At 67.1% G+C, this 14,175-nt stretch carries 14 protein-coding genes; 6 read left to right on the forward strand and 8 right to left on the reverse strand.

Features of this window, described 5'->3' with window-relative positions; genetic code table 11:
* Positions 1 to 87 precede the first annotated feature (87 nt).
* The 3 genes from ABD088_RS01235 to ABD088_RS01245 are packed head-to-tail and all read right to left on the reverse strand — an operon-like array spanning position 88 to position 3,732.
* A complete protein-coding gene (locus ABD088_RS01235) occupies positions 88 to 1,161 on the reverse strand; it encodes an ABC transporter permease (protein WP_343899542.1) in 1,074 nt (357 codons plus the stop codon).
* Complete coding sequence (locus tag ABD088_RS01240) at positions 1,154 to 2,212, reverse strand: ABC transporter permease (protein ID WP_343899544.1); 1,059 nt, start codon at positions 2,210 to 2,212, stop codon at positions 1,154 to 1,156. The genes ABD088_RS01235 and ABD088_RS01240 overlap by 8 nt, the downstream gene beginning before the upstream one ends.
* Complete coding sequence (locus ABD088_RS01245; RefSeq protein WP_343899545.1) at positions 2,209 to 3,732, reverse strand: sugar ABC transporter ATP-binding protein; 1,524 nt, start codon at positions 3,730 to 3,732, stop codon at positions 2,209 to 2,211. Before ABD088_RS01245 ends, ABD088_RS01240 begins: the two co-directional genes overlap by 4 nt.
* 181 nt (positions 3,733 to 3,913) lie before the next feature.
* Between ABD088_RS01245 and ABD088_RS01250 the strand changes: the two genes are divergently transcribed.
* Together ABD088_RS01250 and ABD088_RS01255 are read left to right on the forward strand one after the other, a co-directional pair.
* The gene (locus tag ABD088_RS01250; protein WP_343899546.1) at positions 3,914 to 4,930 is read left to right on the forward strand and encodes a LacI family DNA-binding transcriptional regulator; all 1,017 of its coding nucleotides are present in this window, start codon (positions 3,914 to 3,916) and stop codon (positions 4,928 to 4,930) included.
* Between the two features lie 43 nt (positions 4,931 to 4,973).
* On the forward strand, positions 4,974 to 5,753 hold the full coding sequence (locus ABD088_RS01255; RefSeq protein ID WP_343899548.1) for a VOC family protein: 780 nt from the start codon (positions 4,974 to 4,976) through the stop codon (positions 5,751 to 5,753).
* 42 nt (positions 5,754 to 5,795) lie between these two features.
* On the opposite strand, the gene ABD088_RS01260 is transcribed toward ABD088_RS01255, so the two are convergent.
* A complete protein-coding gene (locus tag ABD088_RS01260) occupies positions 5,796 to 6,302 on the reverse strand; it encodes a YkvA family protein (protein ID WP_343899550.1) in 507 nt (168 codons plus the stop codon).
* Complete coding sequence (locus tag ABD088_RS01265) at positions 6,299 to 6,850, reverse strand: dihydrofolate reductase family protein (RefSeq protein ID WP_343899551.1); 552 nt, start codon at positions 6,848 to 6,850, stop codon at positions 6,299 to 6,301. Before ABD088_RS01265 ends, ABD088_RS01260 begins: the two co-directional genes overlap by 4 nt.
* Positions 6,851 to 6,991: 141 nt before the next feature.
* Between ABD088_RS01265 and ABD088_RS01270 the strand changes: the two genes are divergently transcribed.
* Positions 6,992 to 7,843 carry a transporter substrate-binding domain-containing protein gene (locus tag ABD088_RS01270; RefSeq protein WP_343899552.1) on the forward strand — a complete coding sequence of 284 codons (852 nt, stop codon included), beginning with the start codon at positions 6,992 to 6,994 and terminating at the stop codon, positions 7,841 to 7,843.
* 22 nt (positions 7,844 to 7,865) lie between these two features.
* On the opposite strand, the gene ABD088_RS01275 is transcribed toward ABD088_RS01270, so the two are convergent.
* On the reverse strand, positions 7,866 to 9,137 hold the full coding sequence (locus ABD088_RS01275; protein ID WP_343899553.1) for a glycerophosphodiester phosphodiesterase family protein: 1,272 nt from the start codon (positions 9,135 to 9,137) through the stop codon (positions 7,866 to 7,868).
* Between the two features lie 206 nt (positions 9,138 to 9,343).
* Between ABD088_RS01275 and ABD088_RS01280 the strand changes: the two genes are divergently transcribed.
* The gene (locus ABD088_RS01280; RefSeq protein WP_343899554.1) at positions 9,344 to 9,550 is read left to right on the forward strand and encodes a hypothetical protein; all 207 of its coding nucleotides are present in this window, start codon (positions 9,344 to 9,346) and stop codon (positions 9,548 to 9,550) included.
* 24 nt (positions 9,551 to 9,574) lie between these two features.
* Here the strand turns inward: ABD088_RS01280 and ABD088_RS01285 are convergent, their stop codons facing one another.
* Complete coding sequence (locus ABD088_RS01285) at positions 9,575 to 10,330, reverse strand: ZIP family metal transporter (protein WP_343899555.1); 756 nt, start codon at positions 10,328 to 10,330, stop codon at positions 9,575 to 9,577.
* Between the two features lie 166 nt (positions 10,331 to 10,496).
* Here ABD088_RS01285 and ABD088_RS01290 point away from each other — a divergent pair, with 166 nt between their 5' ends.
* Complete coding sequence (locus tag ABD088_RS01290; protein ID WP_343899557.1) at positions 10,497 to 11,546, forward strand: glucose 1-dehydrogenase; 1,050 nt, start codon at positions 10,497 to 10,499, stop codon at positions 11,544 to 11,546.
* Positions 11,547 to 11,635: 89 nt separating this feature from the next.
* Positions 11,636 to 12,880, forward strand: a complete 1,245-nt coding sequence (locus tag ABD088_RS01295; RefSeq protein WP_343899558.1) for an alpha-hydroxy acid oxidase — start codon at positions 11,636 to 11,638, stop codon at positions 12,878 to 12,880.
* Here ABD088_RS01295 and ABD088_RS01300 read toward each other — a convergent pair.
* Positions 12,864 to 14,144, reverse strand: a complete 1,281-nt coding sequence (locus ABD088_RS01300; protein WP_343899559.1) for a glycoside hydrolase family 3 N-terminal domain-containing protein — start codon at positions 14,142 to 14,144, stop codon at positions 12,864 to 12,866. The genes ABD088_RS01295 and ABD088_RS01300 overlap by 17 nt on opposite strands.
* Between the last annotated feature and the right edge of the window lie 31 nt (positions 14,145 to 14,175).

Here is a 14,175-nt window from a genome sequence, read left to right on the forward strand (position 1 = left end):
GGGCCTCGGCCCGGTCTGTGGAGCGGGATGGGTGGTGCGGGTGATGTGGGTGCAAAACGGGTGACGGCGGCGATAGTCGCCGGTGCGTTACCCGGGCCCTTCGGATGCCTCCTTCTTCATTCCGGCCACTTGGGTTCGAATGCTTCGCGCGTGCCGCATCCTGCCGATGCCGGCTCCCAGGCTGGGGGCCACCACGGAGGCGATGAGCAGCAACCCGGTGACGGTGACCAGGACGACGTCGGAGATCCTCCCCAACCGGAGCGCGTAGTTCAGGGACCCGATGAGCAGGACGCCGGCGACCACTCCGGGGATGCTCCCCTTGCCGCCGAAAATGGATACCCCACCCAGAAGGACCGCGGCGATGACCAGCAACTCCAGACCGGAGGCGTTGTCGCTGCGGGCGCTGGTGTAGCGCAGCGTCCAGAACACCCCGGCCGCGGCGGAGACCAGGCCGCTGGCGATGTAGAGCAACAACTTGGTCCGCTCCACGTTGATGCCGACGAACCGGGCCGCGTCCGTGCTGTACCCCATGGCGTAGATTCCGCGGCCAAACGCCGTTTTGTGCAGGAGCAGTCCGAAAACGACCACCAGGACGACGATCGGGATCATGACCGTGGGGATCCCCGTGCCGCCGATCTTGGAGGACACCCAGGCGGTCAGCGCCGGCGGGAAGTTCGCGACGGCGTTGTCACCGATGACCACCAGGGCCAGGCCGCGGTACAGGGCGAGGGTGCCGATGGTGACCGCCAGCGAGGGCAATCCCAGATACGCGATCAGCACTCCGTTGAGTGCCCCGGCCACGGCTCCGCAGAGGACGGCGATGCCGACGGCGACCCAGATCCCGGTTCCGGCGGCCCACAGCACGCCCATGACGGCGCTGGTCAGCCCGGCGATGGAAGCCACTGACAGGTCGATTTCGCCGGTGACGATGATCAGCGTCATCGGCAGGGCGATCAGGAGCGTGGGGATGACGTCCAGCAGCAGAAAGCCAGCAGTGACCGGGGTGGCGAACCGGGGGATGAACAGTGCCGCATAGAGCAGGAACGCAATCAGCACGAAGATCATGATGGCGTCGCGGCCAGCCCACCACCTCGGTCCGGCCTCGGTGGCTTCATCCGTCAGGGCAACGGTGGTGTCGACTGTGGTGGGGGCGCTAGACATGCCTTCCCTCCGTTTCGCGCAGGACCTTGGCTCGACGCAGTCCCGCGAGCCGGTCGATGAGGATGGATGCGATGATCAGGATGCCGACGATCGCCTGCTGCCAGAATTTGTCCACCCGGACCGCGGTGAGCGACGAGGTGATGGTATTGAGCAGGATGGCGCCAATGGCGGCTCCCGCAATGGTGCCGGATCCACCGAAGATCGCGACGCCACCGACCACCGCGGCCGCGACGACGTCGAGTTCCAGTCCCGTGCCCGTGGTGGCGCCGACCGCGTTGAAGCGGCTGGCATAGAGCACGCCCGCCAGGCCGGCCAGTGCCCCGTTGGCGACGAAGGCCATCAGGACCCGGCGTGCGACGGGGATGCCGAACAACAGGGCCGCGTCCGGATCGGATCCGATGGCGTAGAAGTCCCGGCCGGGCCGGGTGCCGCCCATGAAAAATGCCACGATGACCACGACGACGACGGCGAGCAGGGTAATGATCGGCATGCCCAGGAAGGTGTCGACACTCAGACCGCCGAATTCGGTGGGCCGATCGCCGGCGAAGTACTGGGTTCCGCCCGCCCATGCGTTGTTCAGTCCCCGGAAGACGTAGAGCGTTCCCAACGTGATGACCAGTGACGGGACCTTGGCCAGCGTGGTGAGCAGGCCGTTGACGATTCCGAGCACGGCACCGAAGACCATGCCTCCCAGGAACACCAGCGGGATGGGTATCCCGGGGGCCAGGTTGAAGATGCTTCCGGTCCCGAAGGCCACCAGCCCGAGCATTGAGCCGACGGACAGGTCCACGTTCCGGGTGATGATGACCATGGCCTGGCCGGCGGCCAGGATGACCATGATCGTCGCGTTGAGCATCAGGTCCTTGAGGCCCTGGGGCGAGAGGAACAACGGGTTGATGATCGACGTGATGACCACCAGGAGGATCAGTGCGGCGATCACGGGGATCTCGCGTTGGCGTACCGTCTTGGCAACCCATCCGCTCTTCGCGGTCCGGGCAGGTGACGTCGTGTCCGTTGTCGCGGCGGCGCGCGGGGCTTTGGTGGTGTTCATGCGGCCCTCTCCTGGGTTCCGGTGGCGGCAAGCATCACTGCTTCGGGGGTGGCTTCGGTGCCATCCAGCGAGGCGGTGATGCGGCCTTCGTGCATGACCAGTACCCGATCCGCCATGCCGAGGACCTCCGGAAGTTCGGAGGAGATCATGAGGATGGCCATTCCCTGGCCGGCGAGCTCCGAAAGAAGGCGGTGCACCTCCGACTTGGTACCCACATCGATGCCCCGGGTGGGTTCGTCGACGATCAGCAGCTTGGGATTCGTGGCCAGCCATTTGGCAAGCACCACCTTTTGCTGGTTGCCGCCAGAGAGCGTGGATACGGGCTGGCGGAGACTGGCGACCTTGACTTGGAGTTTCCTGGTCCATTCGCGGGCCGCCTGCGCCTCGGCGCGGGAGTTGATCAAGCCGAAGGTGCGGAAGTTCTTGCGTAGGGTCAGCGTGGAGTTCCGCCCCACGGACAGCCCCATGACCAGCCCTTGCTTCCGGCGGTCCTCGGGCACAAAGCCGATTCCAGCGGCGATCGCTGCCTGGGGGTCCGCGGCTCGGATACGCCGTCCGCCGATGGAGACCGTTCCGGCGTCGTATGTGTCGATCCCGAAGACGGCGCGTGCCACCTCGGTGCGCCCGGCACCCACGAGTCCGGCGAGAGCCACGATTTCGCCGGCCCTGACCTGGAAACCGATGTCGGCAAAAACGCCACGGCGTGTCATTCCCGCGACCTGCAGAACAGGCGCGCCCACGGCCGCTTCCGTCTTCGGGTACAGGGCGTCGACATCGCGTCCGACCATGTCCCGCACGATTTCATCGGTCGTGGTCCCATCGGTGGAACGGGTGGTGATGTAGCGGCCATCGCGCATGACGGTGATGCGGTCCGAGAGGGCGAACACCTCGTCGAAGCGGTGGGAGATGAACAGTACTGCGGCTCCCTGGTCCCGGAGCCCACGAGCCACCGTGAACAGCCGCTGCACCTCATGTCCGCTCAGTGCTGCCGTGGGCTCATCCATAACCAGAACGCGGGCGTTCAGGGAAATCGCCTTGGCGATCTCGATGAGTTGCTGGTCGGCAATGGAGAGGCCCTCGGCCGTCCTGGAGGGATCGAGTTTGACGCCGAGGTGGGCGAAAACCTCCGCAGCATCGCGTCGCATGCGTCCGTGGTCCACGAATCCGAAGCGGTTCTTCGGCTGGCGTCCGATGTAGATGTTCTCGGCAACGCTCAGGTCCGGAAAGAGCGTGGGTTCCTGGTAGATCACGGAGATGCCTGCTGCCTTGCTATCGGCAACCGTCTTGAAGGAGACCGCCTCGTCGGCGACCTGGAAAGTCCCCCGATCCGGGGCGTGGACACCGGCGAGGATCTTCACCAGCGTGGATTTTCCGGCCCCGTTCTCGCCGCAGAGGGCATGGATTTCGCCCGGAATGAGTTCGATGGTCCCGTCTGCCAGTGCGACCACGGGGCCGAAGGTCTTCAGTGCCCCGTGCAGCGACAGGACGGGACGCTGTCCACTGGGGGGTTGGTCTTCCATGGGGGCACCTTTGCTCATCGTGGATCCGTGATCTGAATCGTTTCAATTCAAGTGTGTGCTAGATCATAAGCACGGGTATCGTCGCCGGTCAATGAAATGAAACGGATATTGGCAAGAAAATTTGATTCGTTTCAATGCACGGTTACAGTTGATCGAGACCAGTTCAGGACAGGAGACAACCGTGGCCACCATCAGCGTCAAGGACGTTGCCGCTTTGGCCGGCGTTTCCGTCGGGACGGTATCCAACGTGCTCAACCGACCCGACCGCGTCTCCCCCGCGACTCTTGAACGGGTCAACGAATCCATCGCCAAGCTGGGGTTTGTGCGCAACGGTGCCGCCAGCCAGCTTCGCGCGGGCCTGAGTCGCAGCGTCGGCCTGGTGGTCCTGAACGCCGCTAACCCGTTCTTCTCCGACATGGCCCGCGGTGCCGAAGACCATGCCGCGCAGGAAGGCGTCAGCGTGCTGGTGGGGAACAGCGGAGAGGACGCCCAGCGTGAGGCGCGCTATCTCGGATTGTTTGAAGAACAGCGGGTCCGGGGAGTGCTGATCACCCCCGTGGGCAACGTCTCGCACCGCCTGGAACAACTCCGCCAGCACGGGATCCCCACAGTGCTGGTGGACCGGCAGACCCACCACTCGTCCTTCTCCTCCGTTGCGGTGGACGATGTCGAAGGAGGCCGGCTCGCCGTCGGGCATCTTGCTGCCACGGGACGCCGCCGTCTGGCATTCGTCGGTGGCCCCGCCGGCCTGCCCCAGGTGCGCGACCGCCTCGAGGGCGCCCGGAACGCCGCGCGTTCGGCGGGGCTCGCCGAGCCCGTGGTCCACCAGGTCACAGCCATGACGTTGCTTGCAGGACGCCAGATGGGCCAGTCGTTCGCCCAGCTGCCGTCCGCAGACCGCCCCGACGGCGTGTTTGCCGCCAACGACCTCCTCGCCCTGGGCATCATCCAGGGCCTGACCGCCGCCGGAGGCATCCGCGTGCCCGAGGACATCGCCGTCGTGGGGTACGACGACATCGACTTCGCCGCCTCGGCAGCCGTCCCGCTGACCTCCATCCAGCAGCATGCGACCGAGTTGGGCAACGCAGCAATGGGCCTGTTGCTGGAAGAAGCCTCGGCGGGCCCCGGGTTCGAACACCGTCAGCTGATCCTGAAGCCCGGACTGGTCGTCCGTGCGTCAACGACCCTGCGGGCCTAGACTTCACGGCAGAGGCACACCACTTTTCGCCCAGGAGGACACCATGCCCGTACCCGACCTCCGTCCCGGTGCCCCGTGCTGGATCGACCTGATGACCTCGAACCCGGAGCGCGCCCAGGCCTTCTACGCGACGCTCTTCGGCTGGACCTTCGAAGCCGGCGACCAGGAAACCCATGGCGGGTACATCGTGGCCTCCAAGAACGGCCAGCCGGTGGCCGGGATCATGAAGAACGACGGCGAGGGCGGCTACCCGGACGGCTGGACCACCTACCTGCGGGTCGAGGACCTCGAGGCGACCGCGGCCTCCGTCCCCGGCCACGGAGGCAAGGTGCTCATGGGCCCCCTCGACATCCCGGAGCAGGGGCGCATGGCCATGCTGCTGGATCCGGCGGGGGCTTCCGTGGGGCTCTGGCAGTTCGGAGGCCACACCGGGTTCCGACTCCACGGCGAGCCCGGGGCTCCTGCTTGGCATGAACTGCACGCGCGCCACTTCGCCGAGACCCTCGCGTTCTACCGCGACGTCTTGGGTTGGGACGCCTCGCTGATGTCGGACACCGACGAGTTCCGCTACGCCACCCTCGGGACCGGCGAGGAGGCGAGCGCCGGCATCCTGGACGCCGCCGCGTTCCTGCACTCCGGGTATCCTGCCGCCTGGCAGGTCTACTTCCAGGTCGACGACACCGAGCTGGCGATCACCCAGGCCCTGGGGCTCGGTGCCAGCGTCATCGACCCGCCGCAGGATTCGCCCTTCGGCACAGTCGCCTCCCTGTCCGATCCCACCGGGTCATCGTTCAAGCTCATCGAGCCGCCGACGGGCGGCTGACCCGCGCAAAGCGGCCCCGGCCGCCCACCGCGACGAACGATCTCACGTTGGCTCCTCCGGGGTGCCCAGCGGGTTGGACGGTCGCCCGCGAATCCCGGCCAGCCGCTCCATGGCCTGGAGCCCCGCGGGGGTCCCCGGCCAGTGTGTGCGCACGGGTTCCGGGCCGGCGGAACGAACAACCAGTCGCAGGACCCAGGCAACCACCAGCACGTCGTCGGCATAGCCCAGCACCGGGATGAAGTCGGGGACCAGGTCGATGGGACACAGCAGGTACAGCAACAGTCCGGCGACCAGGAACCGCGGCGCCCGGCCCGCTGTCCGATCCGCGAGGATCCGCTTCAGGAGCACCAGCAGATCGGGCACGAACTGCAGGGCGTCACGTAGGCCCACCACCCCGGGGTTGCGCCGGGCGTAGATCCACAGCATCAACAGGGCCAACACGTAGACGAGCACCAGACCCCCGATGATGCCACCGAGCATGCCCAGCCACGGGAGGGACTCGAGCCATCCCCCGGGGCCCGCGTCAACGACGGGAATGGTCCGGCTCAATCGCTGTGGCGTCCATAGCTCAGCAGCATGTTGCCCTTGGACGTCTGCTGGGAATCCTGCAGGACCAGCCGCGTGGTCGGGTCGCCGGTTTCGAACAGGTGCTTGCCGGCCCCGGCGATCACCGGGTGCACCATCAACAGCAACGAATCCAGCAACCCGGCGAACAGCAGTTGGCGCACCACCGAGATGCTGCCGCAGACGGAAATGTCCCCGCCGTCGGACTGGCGCAGATCCCGTACGAAGTCCTCCAGCGGCGCCTGGATGAGCGAGGCGTTCTCCCAGGCCAGCTCGCCGGTCAGCGTGCGGGAGGCGACGAACTTCTCGACGGGGTTGATGAAGGAGGCGAACGGGTCGTCCTGGCCGGCGTTCGGCCAGTACCCGGCCCACTCCTCGTAGCTGCGCCGGCCCAGCAGGACCGTGTCGGTCTGGGTCATCATGGTGCCCATCCCGGCACCGAGTTCGTCGTCGAAGCTGTCGAACTGCCACAGGTTCGGTGATTCGACCACCCCGTCGACCGATTGGAAAAGTCCCGTCTTGACCTCGCGCATGCTGCCTCCGTTAACAAATGTCGGGTGTGGCCGTTCCTGCTCGATCATCTGCGCTGGCGCCGTCGTCGTCAAGGAGCGCGAGCGCCGCGATCGCCCCTAGGGTGGTGCCTTGCATCACACCATCTACCGGGGAGCATCCTGATGAAACGCACACCACTGGCCGCCGCTGCGGTCCTCCTGGCCGTGGCCACCACCGCCTGCACCGGAGGCGGGGCACCGGCCCAGGCTCCGGCGTCGTCCTCCGGGTCGCCTGCGGCCAGCCAGGCAGGGAACGACGGCGGTGTTCCCGCCTCGCGGTTGGACGCCATCGGTGACGCCGGGGTGCTGAAGGTCTGCACCACCGGGGACTACCGCCCGTTCACCTACAAGGACCCGAAGACCGGGAAGTATTCGGGACTGGACGTGGACATGGCCCGCGACCTGGCGAAGCGCCTGGGCGTGAAGGCGGAGTTCGTGGACACCACGTGGAAGGACCTGATGCCCGACTTCCTGGCCTCCTGCGACATCGCGGTCGGCGGGGTGTCCATCTCGCTGGAGCGCGCCGGGCAGGCTGCCTTCTCCACGGCCACCCTGGACGAGGGCAAGACGCCGATCACCCGCTGCGAGAACGTCAAGAAGTACGACACGATCGCGGAGATCAACCAGCCCGGGGTCCGCTCCATCACCCCGATCGGCGGCACCAACCAGAAGTTCGCCGAAGAGCACTACCCGCGCGGGAAGATCATCGAGTTCACGGACAACAACACGATCTTCGACCAGATCATCGACGGCAAGGCCGACGTGATGACCACCGACGCCTCGGAGACCCGCTGGGTGGCCAACGAGCACCCCGAGCTCTGTGCGGTGCACCCCGACAAGCCGTTCAACTACTCGCAGAAGGCGTACCTGCTGCCGCGCGGGGACATCGCGTTCAAGGAGTACGTCGATGCGTGGCTGAACATCGCCGACCACGATGGCACCACGGCGAAGGCGGAGAAGCCCTGGTTCGGGTAGGGCCTCCCCGCCTGCGGTGTGGCTAGTTGGCGAACACGTCCTGCAGCTTGCCGCGGGCATCCCACAGTGCCACCGAGTCGCCGCCGTTGTTCAGGATGGAGGCGGTGCGCCCGTTGTAGTACTTCGTGGCCGAGTTGGTGCCGGGACCGGTGTAGAGGCGCAGATCGCCGTGGGGCGCGATCGTGTACCCGGCGCCGACGGTCAGGATGTTGTTGGCAGCATCGCGCAGGATGATCCCCGAGGCATCAATGGCCTTGTCCGTGGTGTTGCGCACCACCACATGCTCGCCCTTCTCCGGCTGCACGTCATCACCCGCGGGGTTGTTCACCGAGTCGACGATCGCCAGGCCCTTGGCCTGCGGGAACGCCGCCTGGCCCGCCTGCAGCCGCACTGCCTGCGCGGGGAAGTCCCCGGTGACCATGTCCACGCCGAGACCCACAGCGGCGGTCACGGATTCCGGTGAGCTGACCGTGTAGACGCCGATGTCCAGGCCGGCCGCCCGCACGCTGTCGACCTGGGCGGGGGTCAGCGCGCGGTAGCTGGTGCCCACCGAGTCCACGAACGTGGACCAGTCCTTCAGCGTGGCGGCGCTGGGGATGACGCCTGAGAGCTGTTGGAGCGGGATCTTCGGTGCCAGGGCGGCGAACTCGCGGTTCGACGACGGGTCGAAGCCCAGGACGTTGACCTTCCCGGCGGCCACGAGCTTCTTCCAGGCCGGGTGGTGGGCCAGCTTCCGGGCCACCACTTGTTCCACGGCTGGCGAGTTCTTCGGCGACTTGATCTCCAGGTACACCCCGGTCTTGCGGTTGGCGATCTTGGCGATGTCATCCAGATGCGGGATGCGTTCGCCGGTGAACTTCTTGCCGAAGTAGGAGCCGGCGTCGAGGGCGCGCAACTCCCGCCAGGTGAAGGAGGTGATCGGGTCGTCCTCACGACCGGGGAAGACCTGCGCCACGTTGGTGGTGCGGGCCGGGGTGTCGTCGTGGAAGAGGAAGGGGACGCCGTCCTTGCTCAGCTGCACATCGGTTTCGATGAAATCGGCGCCGGAGGCACGGCCTGCCTTGAACGCGGCGATGGTGTTTTCCGGGGCGGTGCCGGCAGCACCGCGATGCCCGATCAGGACCGGGTCACCCACCGGGGCCTTGGCGGCTGGGGGCACGACGGCGGTGGACCGCGTCGTCGAGGGGGCGGCCGGGGCTGCGGCAGCGGGAACGGCGGCGACCGAGGCCGCCAGGGTGGCGACAACCAGTGCGGGTGCAGCCAGCGTGCGGAGCGGCGTGATGGACAAAGCCATGGGTGTGGTTCCCTTCGAGGCAACGAATGCGTGGACTCCACCCATGCTGTCCAGCCGCGACGACGGTGGAATCAACGAGGGATGAACACGATGTGAAAGTCTTCAGCCGGAGCTGTGGCAAGGGTCCATGGGCCTCTGGTTTCCAGCGGTTTCCGGCGTATCCTGAAAGAGCCAGGACATCTTGTGGCAGTGACGAGGAGGTCATCATGAGCCTGTTCAAGCGGCGCCGTGTGCACGAGAAGATCATCGCCCCAGCGGCCCACGCCGCCCAATCCGCGGCAGGCGGGAAAACTGCGGGCCCGGTCTACAAATACCGGATCAACGAGGACCTGGCCAACAAGATCGCCACCCGGGCCTACGGTCTGGGCGCTGACGGCCGGCCCAAAATCCCGCGGATGCCCTTCAGCGGTTAGCCCGCTGCTACGGCTGCCGGGCCGTCACCCACCCAGGGTGCTGATGGTGAAGGCCGCCAGGAATCCCAGGGAGGCGATGAGCCCGGTCAGCAGATGGTGTTCCTCGAACGCCTCCGGGATCATCGTGTCCGCGAGCATGGCCAGGATGGCTCCGGCGGCCACTGCGGTGATGAATGCGACCACTTCCGCCGGCGCGTTCTGCAGCGCCGCGTATCCAACCAGCGCGGAAATCCCCGAGATCAACGCGATTCCTCCCCACACACCGAACACATAGCCGGCGCTGCGCCCGCCCTTCTTCATGCCCGCTGTACTGGAAAGCCCCTCCGGGACATTGGAGATGAAGACCGCCGCCAACATGGCCGGGCTGACGGCCCCGCCGCTGACCAGCCCCAGCCCCAGGACGACCGATTCGGGGATCCCGTCGAGCAGCGCACCGATGGCGATGGCAGTTCCGCTTCCCGGGTGCTGATCCTCCGAGGGTTGCTTGCCGTTGGAACGCTTGCGGTGCTTGGCACCGCGACGTTCCAGCAGGGCATTGGCCGCAACATAGGCCAGGGCCCCGGCGAGAAAACCGGCCACGGTCGGCCAGAGGCCGCCACCGTCTGCCGCCTCCGCCACGAGGTCGAAGGACAGCGCGGAGATCAGGACCCCCGCACCAAAGGACATGATGGAGGAGACGACCTTCGGGGGAATCGTCCACACCCAGGACAACCCGGATCCCACGACCAGCGCACCACCGGCAATCGTGCCCCACATCTGGGCCTGCAGCCACAGGGGCATGTCCGCACCCGCCTTTCACTTCCACCGGCCTTTTTCCCCAATCTAGCCCTCCGCCTCGTGGGCACCCAGATCGTCTCCCGGCAACGCGCCCACCGCGCGTACCCATGACGTAGGCGCCGCGGAGGGCAATACTGGAGGAAACCCGCCATCCCCCGAAGGAGCGTCCATGAAAGCCCTGACCGTCACGCCCGGAACCAAGGATTCGCTGGCCCTGAATGACATGGACTCCCCCGCGAAGGCCGATGGCAGCATCCTGGTCGATGCCTTGTCCATCGGCCTGTGCGGAACGGACCGGGAAATCATCAATGCCGAATATGGCACGGCCCCGGAGGGGCAGGATCTGCTGGTGCTCGGCCACGAGAACCTCGGCCGGGTCAGCGAGGCCGCGGACGGGTCCGGGTTTTCCCCGGGGGATCTCGTCGTGGGCATCGTGCGCCGTCCCGACCCGGTTCCCTGCGCCGCCTGCGCCGCCGGGGAATGGGACATGTGCCTGAACGGAAAATACACCGAACACGGCATCGCCTCGCTGGACGGCTTCGGCCGCGAACAGTGGAGGGGCAACCCCGAGGACATGGTCAAGCTCGACCCAGCTCTGGCTGAGGTCGGGGTCCTGCTGGAACCGACGACCATCGTGGCCAAGGCCTGGGAGCAGATCGAACGCATCGGCTCCCGCGCCTTCTTCGACCCACAGATCGTCGCCGTCACCGGTGCGGGTCCGGTCGGCCTGCTGGCGGCGCTACTCGGTGTGCAGCGCGGATACGAAGTCCATGTCTTCGACCTCGTCACCGACGGTCCGAAGCCGGGGCTGGTCAAGGACCTGGGGGCAACGTTCCACACCGACTCGCTCCCGGACTCCGATCTGGAACCGGACATCATCATCGAGTGCACCGGGGTTCCTGCGGTGATCGTGGACGCGATCGCCAACAACGGCAAAAACGCGATCACCTGCCTGACCGGCGTGTCCAGCAGCGGCAAGCAGACACCCCTGGATGTCGGGGCCATGAACCGGACGGCGGTCCTGGAAAACGATGTCGTCTTCGGCACCGTCAACGCCAACCGGCGCCACTACGAACAGGGTGCCGACGCGCTGGCGAAAGCCGATGCGGGGTGGTTGGCTCGATTGATCAGCCGCCGCCACCGGCTGGACGACTATGCTGCGGCGTTCGAGCACCGCGACGGCGACGTCAAGGTCGTCATCGACATCGCGGCCTCCTAGTCACGGAGCGGCAGGGGCGGGCCGCCAGCCGATAGCGTGGGGGCAGACCTGCCGATGACCGCCCGGTGCCACCGTCCGAAGGAGCCCGCATGCAACGCAACTTCCCCCAGCTTTCCGAACTACGCCCGCTGCTGAAGTTCGGACGTCCCGGCCTGGATTTCCGGGCCAACCGCTTGGCCCGGGCGGCGGATGTCTGGGACCTGCGCCGGATCGCCCAGCGTCGCACGCCGAAGCCGGCCTTTGACTACGTGGATGGCGGTGCGGGCCGCGAGGTGACGTTGGAGCGCAACCGACGGGCTTTCGCTGACGTCGAACTGCTCCCGGGAATTCTCGGCGGCCATGCCGCGGTGGACTTGTCCACGACCATCGCCGGCGCCCCTTCGGCCTTGCCGGTGGGCATCGCCCCCACCGGATTCACCCGCTTCATGCATGCCGAGGGCGAGGAGGCCGGGGTCGGTGCGGCGGCAGCCACCGGCATCCCCTACACGCTCTCGACCATGGGCACCCGGTCCATCGAGGAGGTCGCCGCCTTCCAGCCGAACGCCCGGCGTTGGTTCCAGCTCTACCTGTGGAACGACCACGAGGCCTCGCTGGAGCTGGTCAATCGTGCTGCGGCGGCCGGTTACGACACCCTCATGGTCACCGTGGACACGGCCATCGCCGGCCAGCGGCTCCGCGACGTACGCAACGGGATGACCATTCCGCCGCAGCTGAACCTCAAGACGGTGCTCGACGCCTCCTATCGGCCCGGGTGGTGGTTCAACTTCCTGACCACCGATTCGCTGAAGTTCGCCTCGCTCAGCGGGACCTCGCACTCGCTGCCGGACCTGATCAATTCCATGTTCGACCCCACGCTCTCGCTCGATGACCTGCGCTGGCTGCGCTCGGTCTGGCCGGGCCGGCTCTTCGTCAAGGGGGTGCTCACGGCACAGGACGCCCGCAAGTCACTCGACGCCGGAGCCGATGGCCTGGTGGTCTCCAACCATGGAGGCCGGCAACTGGACCAGGTCCCGGCCAGCCTGCACCAGGTGGCGGCCATACGGGCGGAGGTGGGCCCCGACGTCGAACTCATCCTCGATTCGGGCATCATGTCCGGCGGGGACATCGTCGCGGCACTCTGCGCGGGCGCCGACTTCACCCTCATCGGACGGGCCTACATGTACGGCCTGATGGCCGGCGGACAACAAGGAGTGCAGCGCGTGCTGGACATCCTGGCCGAGCAGATGCGCGTGGCCACCACCCTGCTGGGGGTCTCCAGCATCGCCGAGCTCGGGCCACAGCATCTGCAGCTGGAGGGCCGGGGAACTGCGGGGGCCCTTACAGCCCGTCCTTGACGGTGAGCACCTTCAACGCCGCGGCGTCGATGGTCTTCCGGAACTCAGGATCGGCCTTGGCCTGGGCCACCAGGCCTTCGGCAATGGCCGGGATGGCGTCCTGGTTGACGCAGAGCATCATGGTGCCCCCGGCGTCGAAGAACTTCTTCGCGCGGGTGGCATACTTCCAGTCGCGGAACTGGGTGGCGTCGCACATGTCGTCGGAGATGACGATGCCCTCGAAGCCCTGGTCCCCGCGCAGCATGGAGTTGATGACCGTATCGGAGAAGGCCGCCGGGTTCTTCGGGTCGATCTTCGAGTAGTAGGCGCTGGAGAGCATGATGAAGTCAGCGCCGGCATCGATGCCTGCCTGGAACGGTTCCAACGACGAGTCATCACGCGTGGTCACCGTGTCGGTCACCCCATGGGAGACGTCGGTGTTCTGGCTGACCTTGCCCAGCCCCGGGTAGTGCTTCATCACCGGGGCCACGCCTGCGGCTTCCATGCCGGCGGCGAAGGCCGAGGAACCGGCGGTGACGGCCTGCGGGGTGTGGCCGTATTCGCGCCCGAACGCCCCGATCGGCGCGTTGCCGGTGCCGATCGACTCCGGGACCGTGTCCGCCACCGGTGCCAGGTTGACGTTGATGCCCGCGCCTGCGAGTTCCTTGCCCCACCCGGTCGCGCGCTGTTGAAGGGTCTGCGGATCCCAGGATCCCTGCGTGATGCCGGCGGGGATGGTGGAGAAGCCCGTGCCCTTCAGGACCTGAACCTTGCCGCCCTCCTGGTCGGTGGAGATGAATTGCCCGACACCCCCGGTGACCTGCTGCGTGGCGGTCGCCTCGATCTTCTTCACCGCCGCGGCGGTCGCGTCCACTCCGGCGGTGCTGCGTCCCTTGAGGAACGTGTTGCCGATGTGCTGCTGCTTCATGATCGCCAGCCCGGATGCGCCGGCACCGGTCGCGGGGACGCCCATCATGAGGACCTGTCCCACCCGCTGCTGCAGGGTGAGCTTCTCCAGGCGCTGCTGCGCCGCGGAATCCGCCGGGGTCGACGAGGCCTGTTCGCTGCCCGCGGAGGACGACGACGGTGCCGGGTCAGTGCTCCCGCTGGCCGAGGCGGTGGTGGTGTTCGCCGACGCGGTGGCCGGACTCGAGCCGCCAGCACCGCTGGAGGCAGCCGGGGTGCCCGAGGCGGAGGAGCCGGATTCCGGCGTCGTGCAGGCGGCCAGCGGCAGGGCCGCGCAGATCAGGACGGCCGTGGCCGCGGTCCTCAAGCGTGTTCTCATCGTGCCCCTTCGGGTTCGGTGGCGTGCTGGC

The sequence above is a fragment of the Arthrobacter rhombi genome (assembly GCF_039526245.1).
Taxonomy (GTDB): Bacteria; Actinomycetota; Actinomycetes; order Actinomycetales; family Micrococcaceae; genus Arthrobacter_H; species Arthrobacter_H rhombi.

Bases quoted from the DNA above. Each gene is read 5' to 3' on its own strand.
- ABD088_RS01235 (WP_343899542.1), bottom strand. From the start codon at position 1,161: ATGTCTAGCGCCCCCACCACAGTCGACACCACCGTTGCCCTGACGGAT.
- ABD088_RS01240 (WP_343899544.1), bottom strand. From the start codon at position 2,212: ATGAACACCACCAAAGCCCCGCGCGCCGCCGCGACAACGGACACGACG.
- ABD088_RS01245 (WP_343899545.1), bottom strand. From the start codon at position 3,732: ATGGAAGACCAACCCCCCAGTGGACAGCGTCCCGTCCTGTCGCTGCAC.
- ABD088_RS01255 (WP_343899548.1), top strand. From the start codon at position 4,974: ATGCCCGTACCCGACCTCCGTCCCGGTGCCCCGTGCTGGATCGACCTG.
- ABD088_RS01265 (WP_343899551.1), bottom strand. From the start codon at position 6,850: ATGCGCGAGGTCAAGACGGGACTTTTCCAATCGGTCGACGGGGTGGTC.
- ABD088_RS01270 (WP_343899552.1), top strand. From the start codon at position 6,992: ATGAAACGCACACCACTGGCCGCCGCTGCGGTCCTCCTGGCCGTGGCC.
- ABD088_RS01275 (WP_343899553.1), bottom strand. From the start codon at position 9,137: ATGGCTTTGTCCATCACGCCGCTCCGCACGCTGGCTGCACCCGCACTG.
- ABD088_RS01280 (WP_343899554.1), top strand. From the start codon at position 9,344: ATGAGCCTGTTCAAGCGGCGCCGTGTGCACGAGAAGATCATCGCCCCA.
- ABD088_RS01285 (WP_343899555.1), bottom strand. From the start codon at position 10,330: ATGCCCCTGTGGCTGCAGGCCCAGATGTGGGGCACGATTGCCGGTGGT.
- ABD088_RS01290 (WP_343899557.1), top strand. From the start codon at position 10,497: ATGAAAGCCCTGACCGTCACGCCCGGAACCAAGGATTCGCTGGCCCTG.
- ABD088_RS01295 (WP_343899558.1), top strand. From the start codon at position 11,636: ATGCAACGCAACTTCCCCCAGCTTTCCGAACTACGCCCGCTGCTGAAG.
- ABD088_RS01300 (WP_343899559.1), bottom strand. From the start codon at position 14,144: ATGAGAACACGCTTGAGGACCGCGGCCACGGCCGTCCTGATCTGCGCG.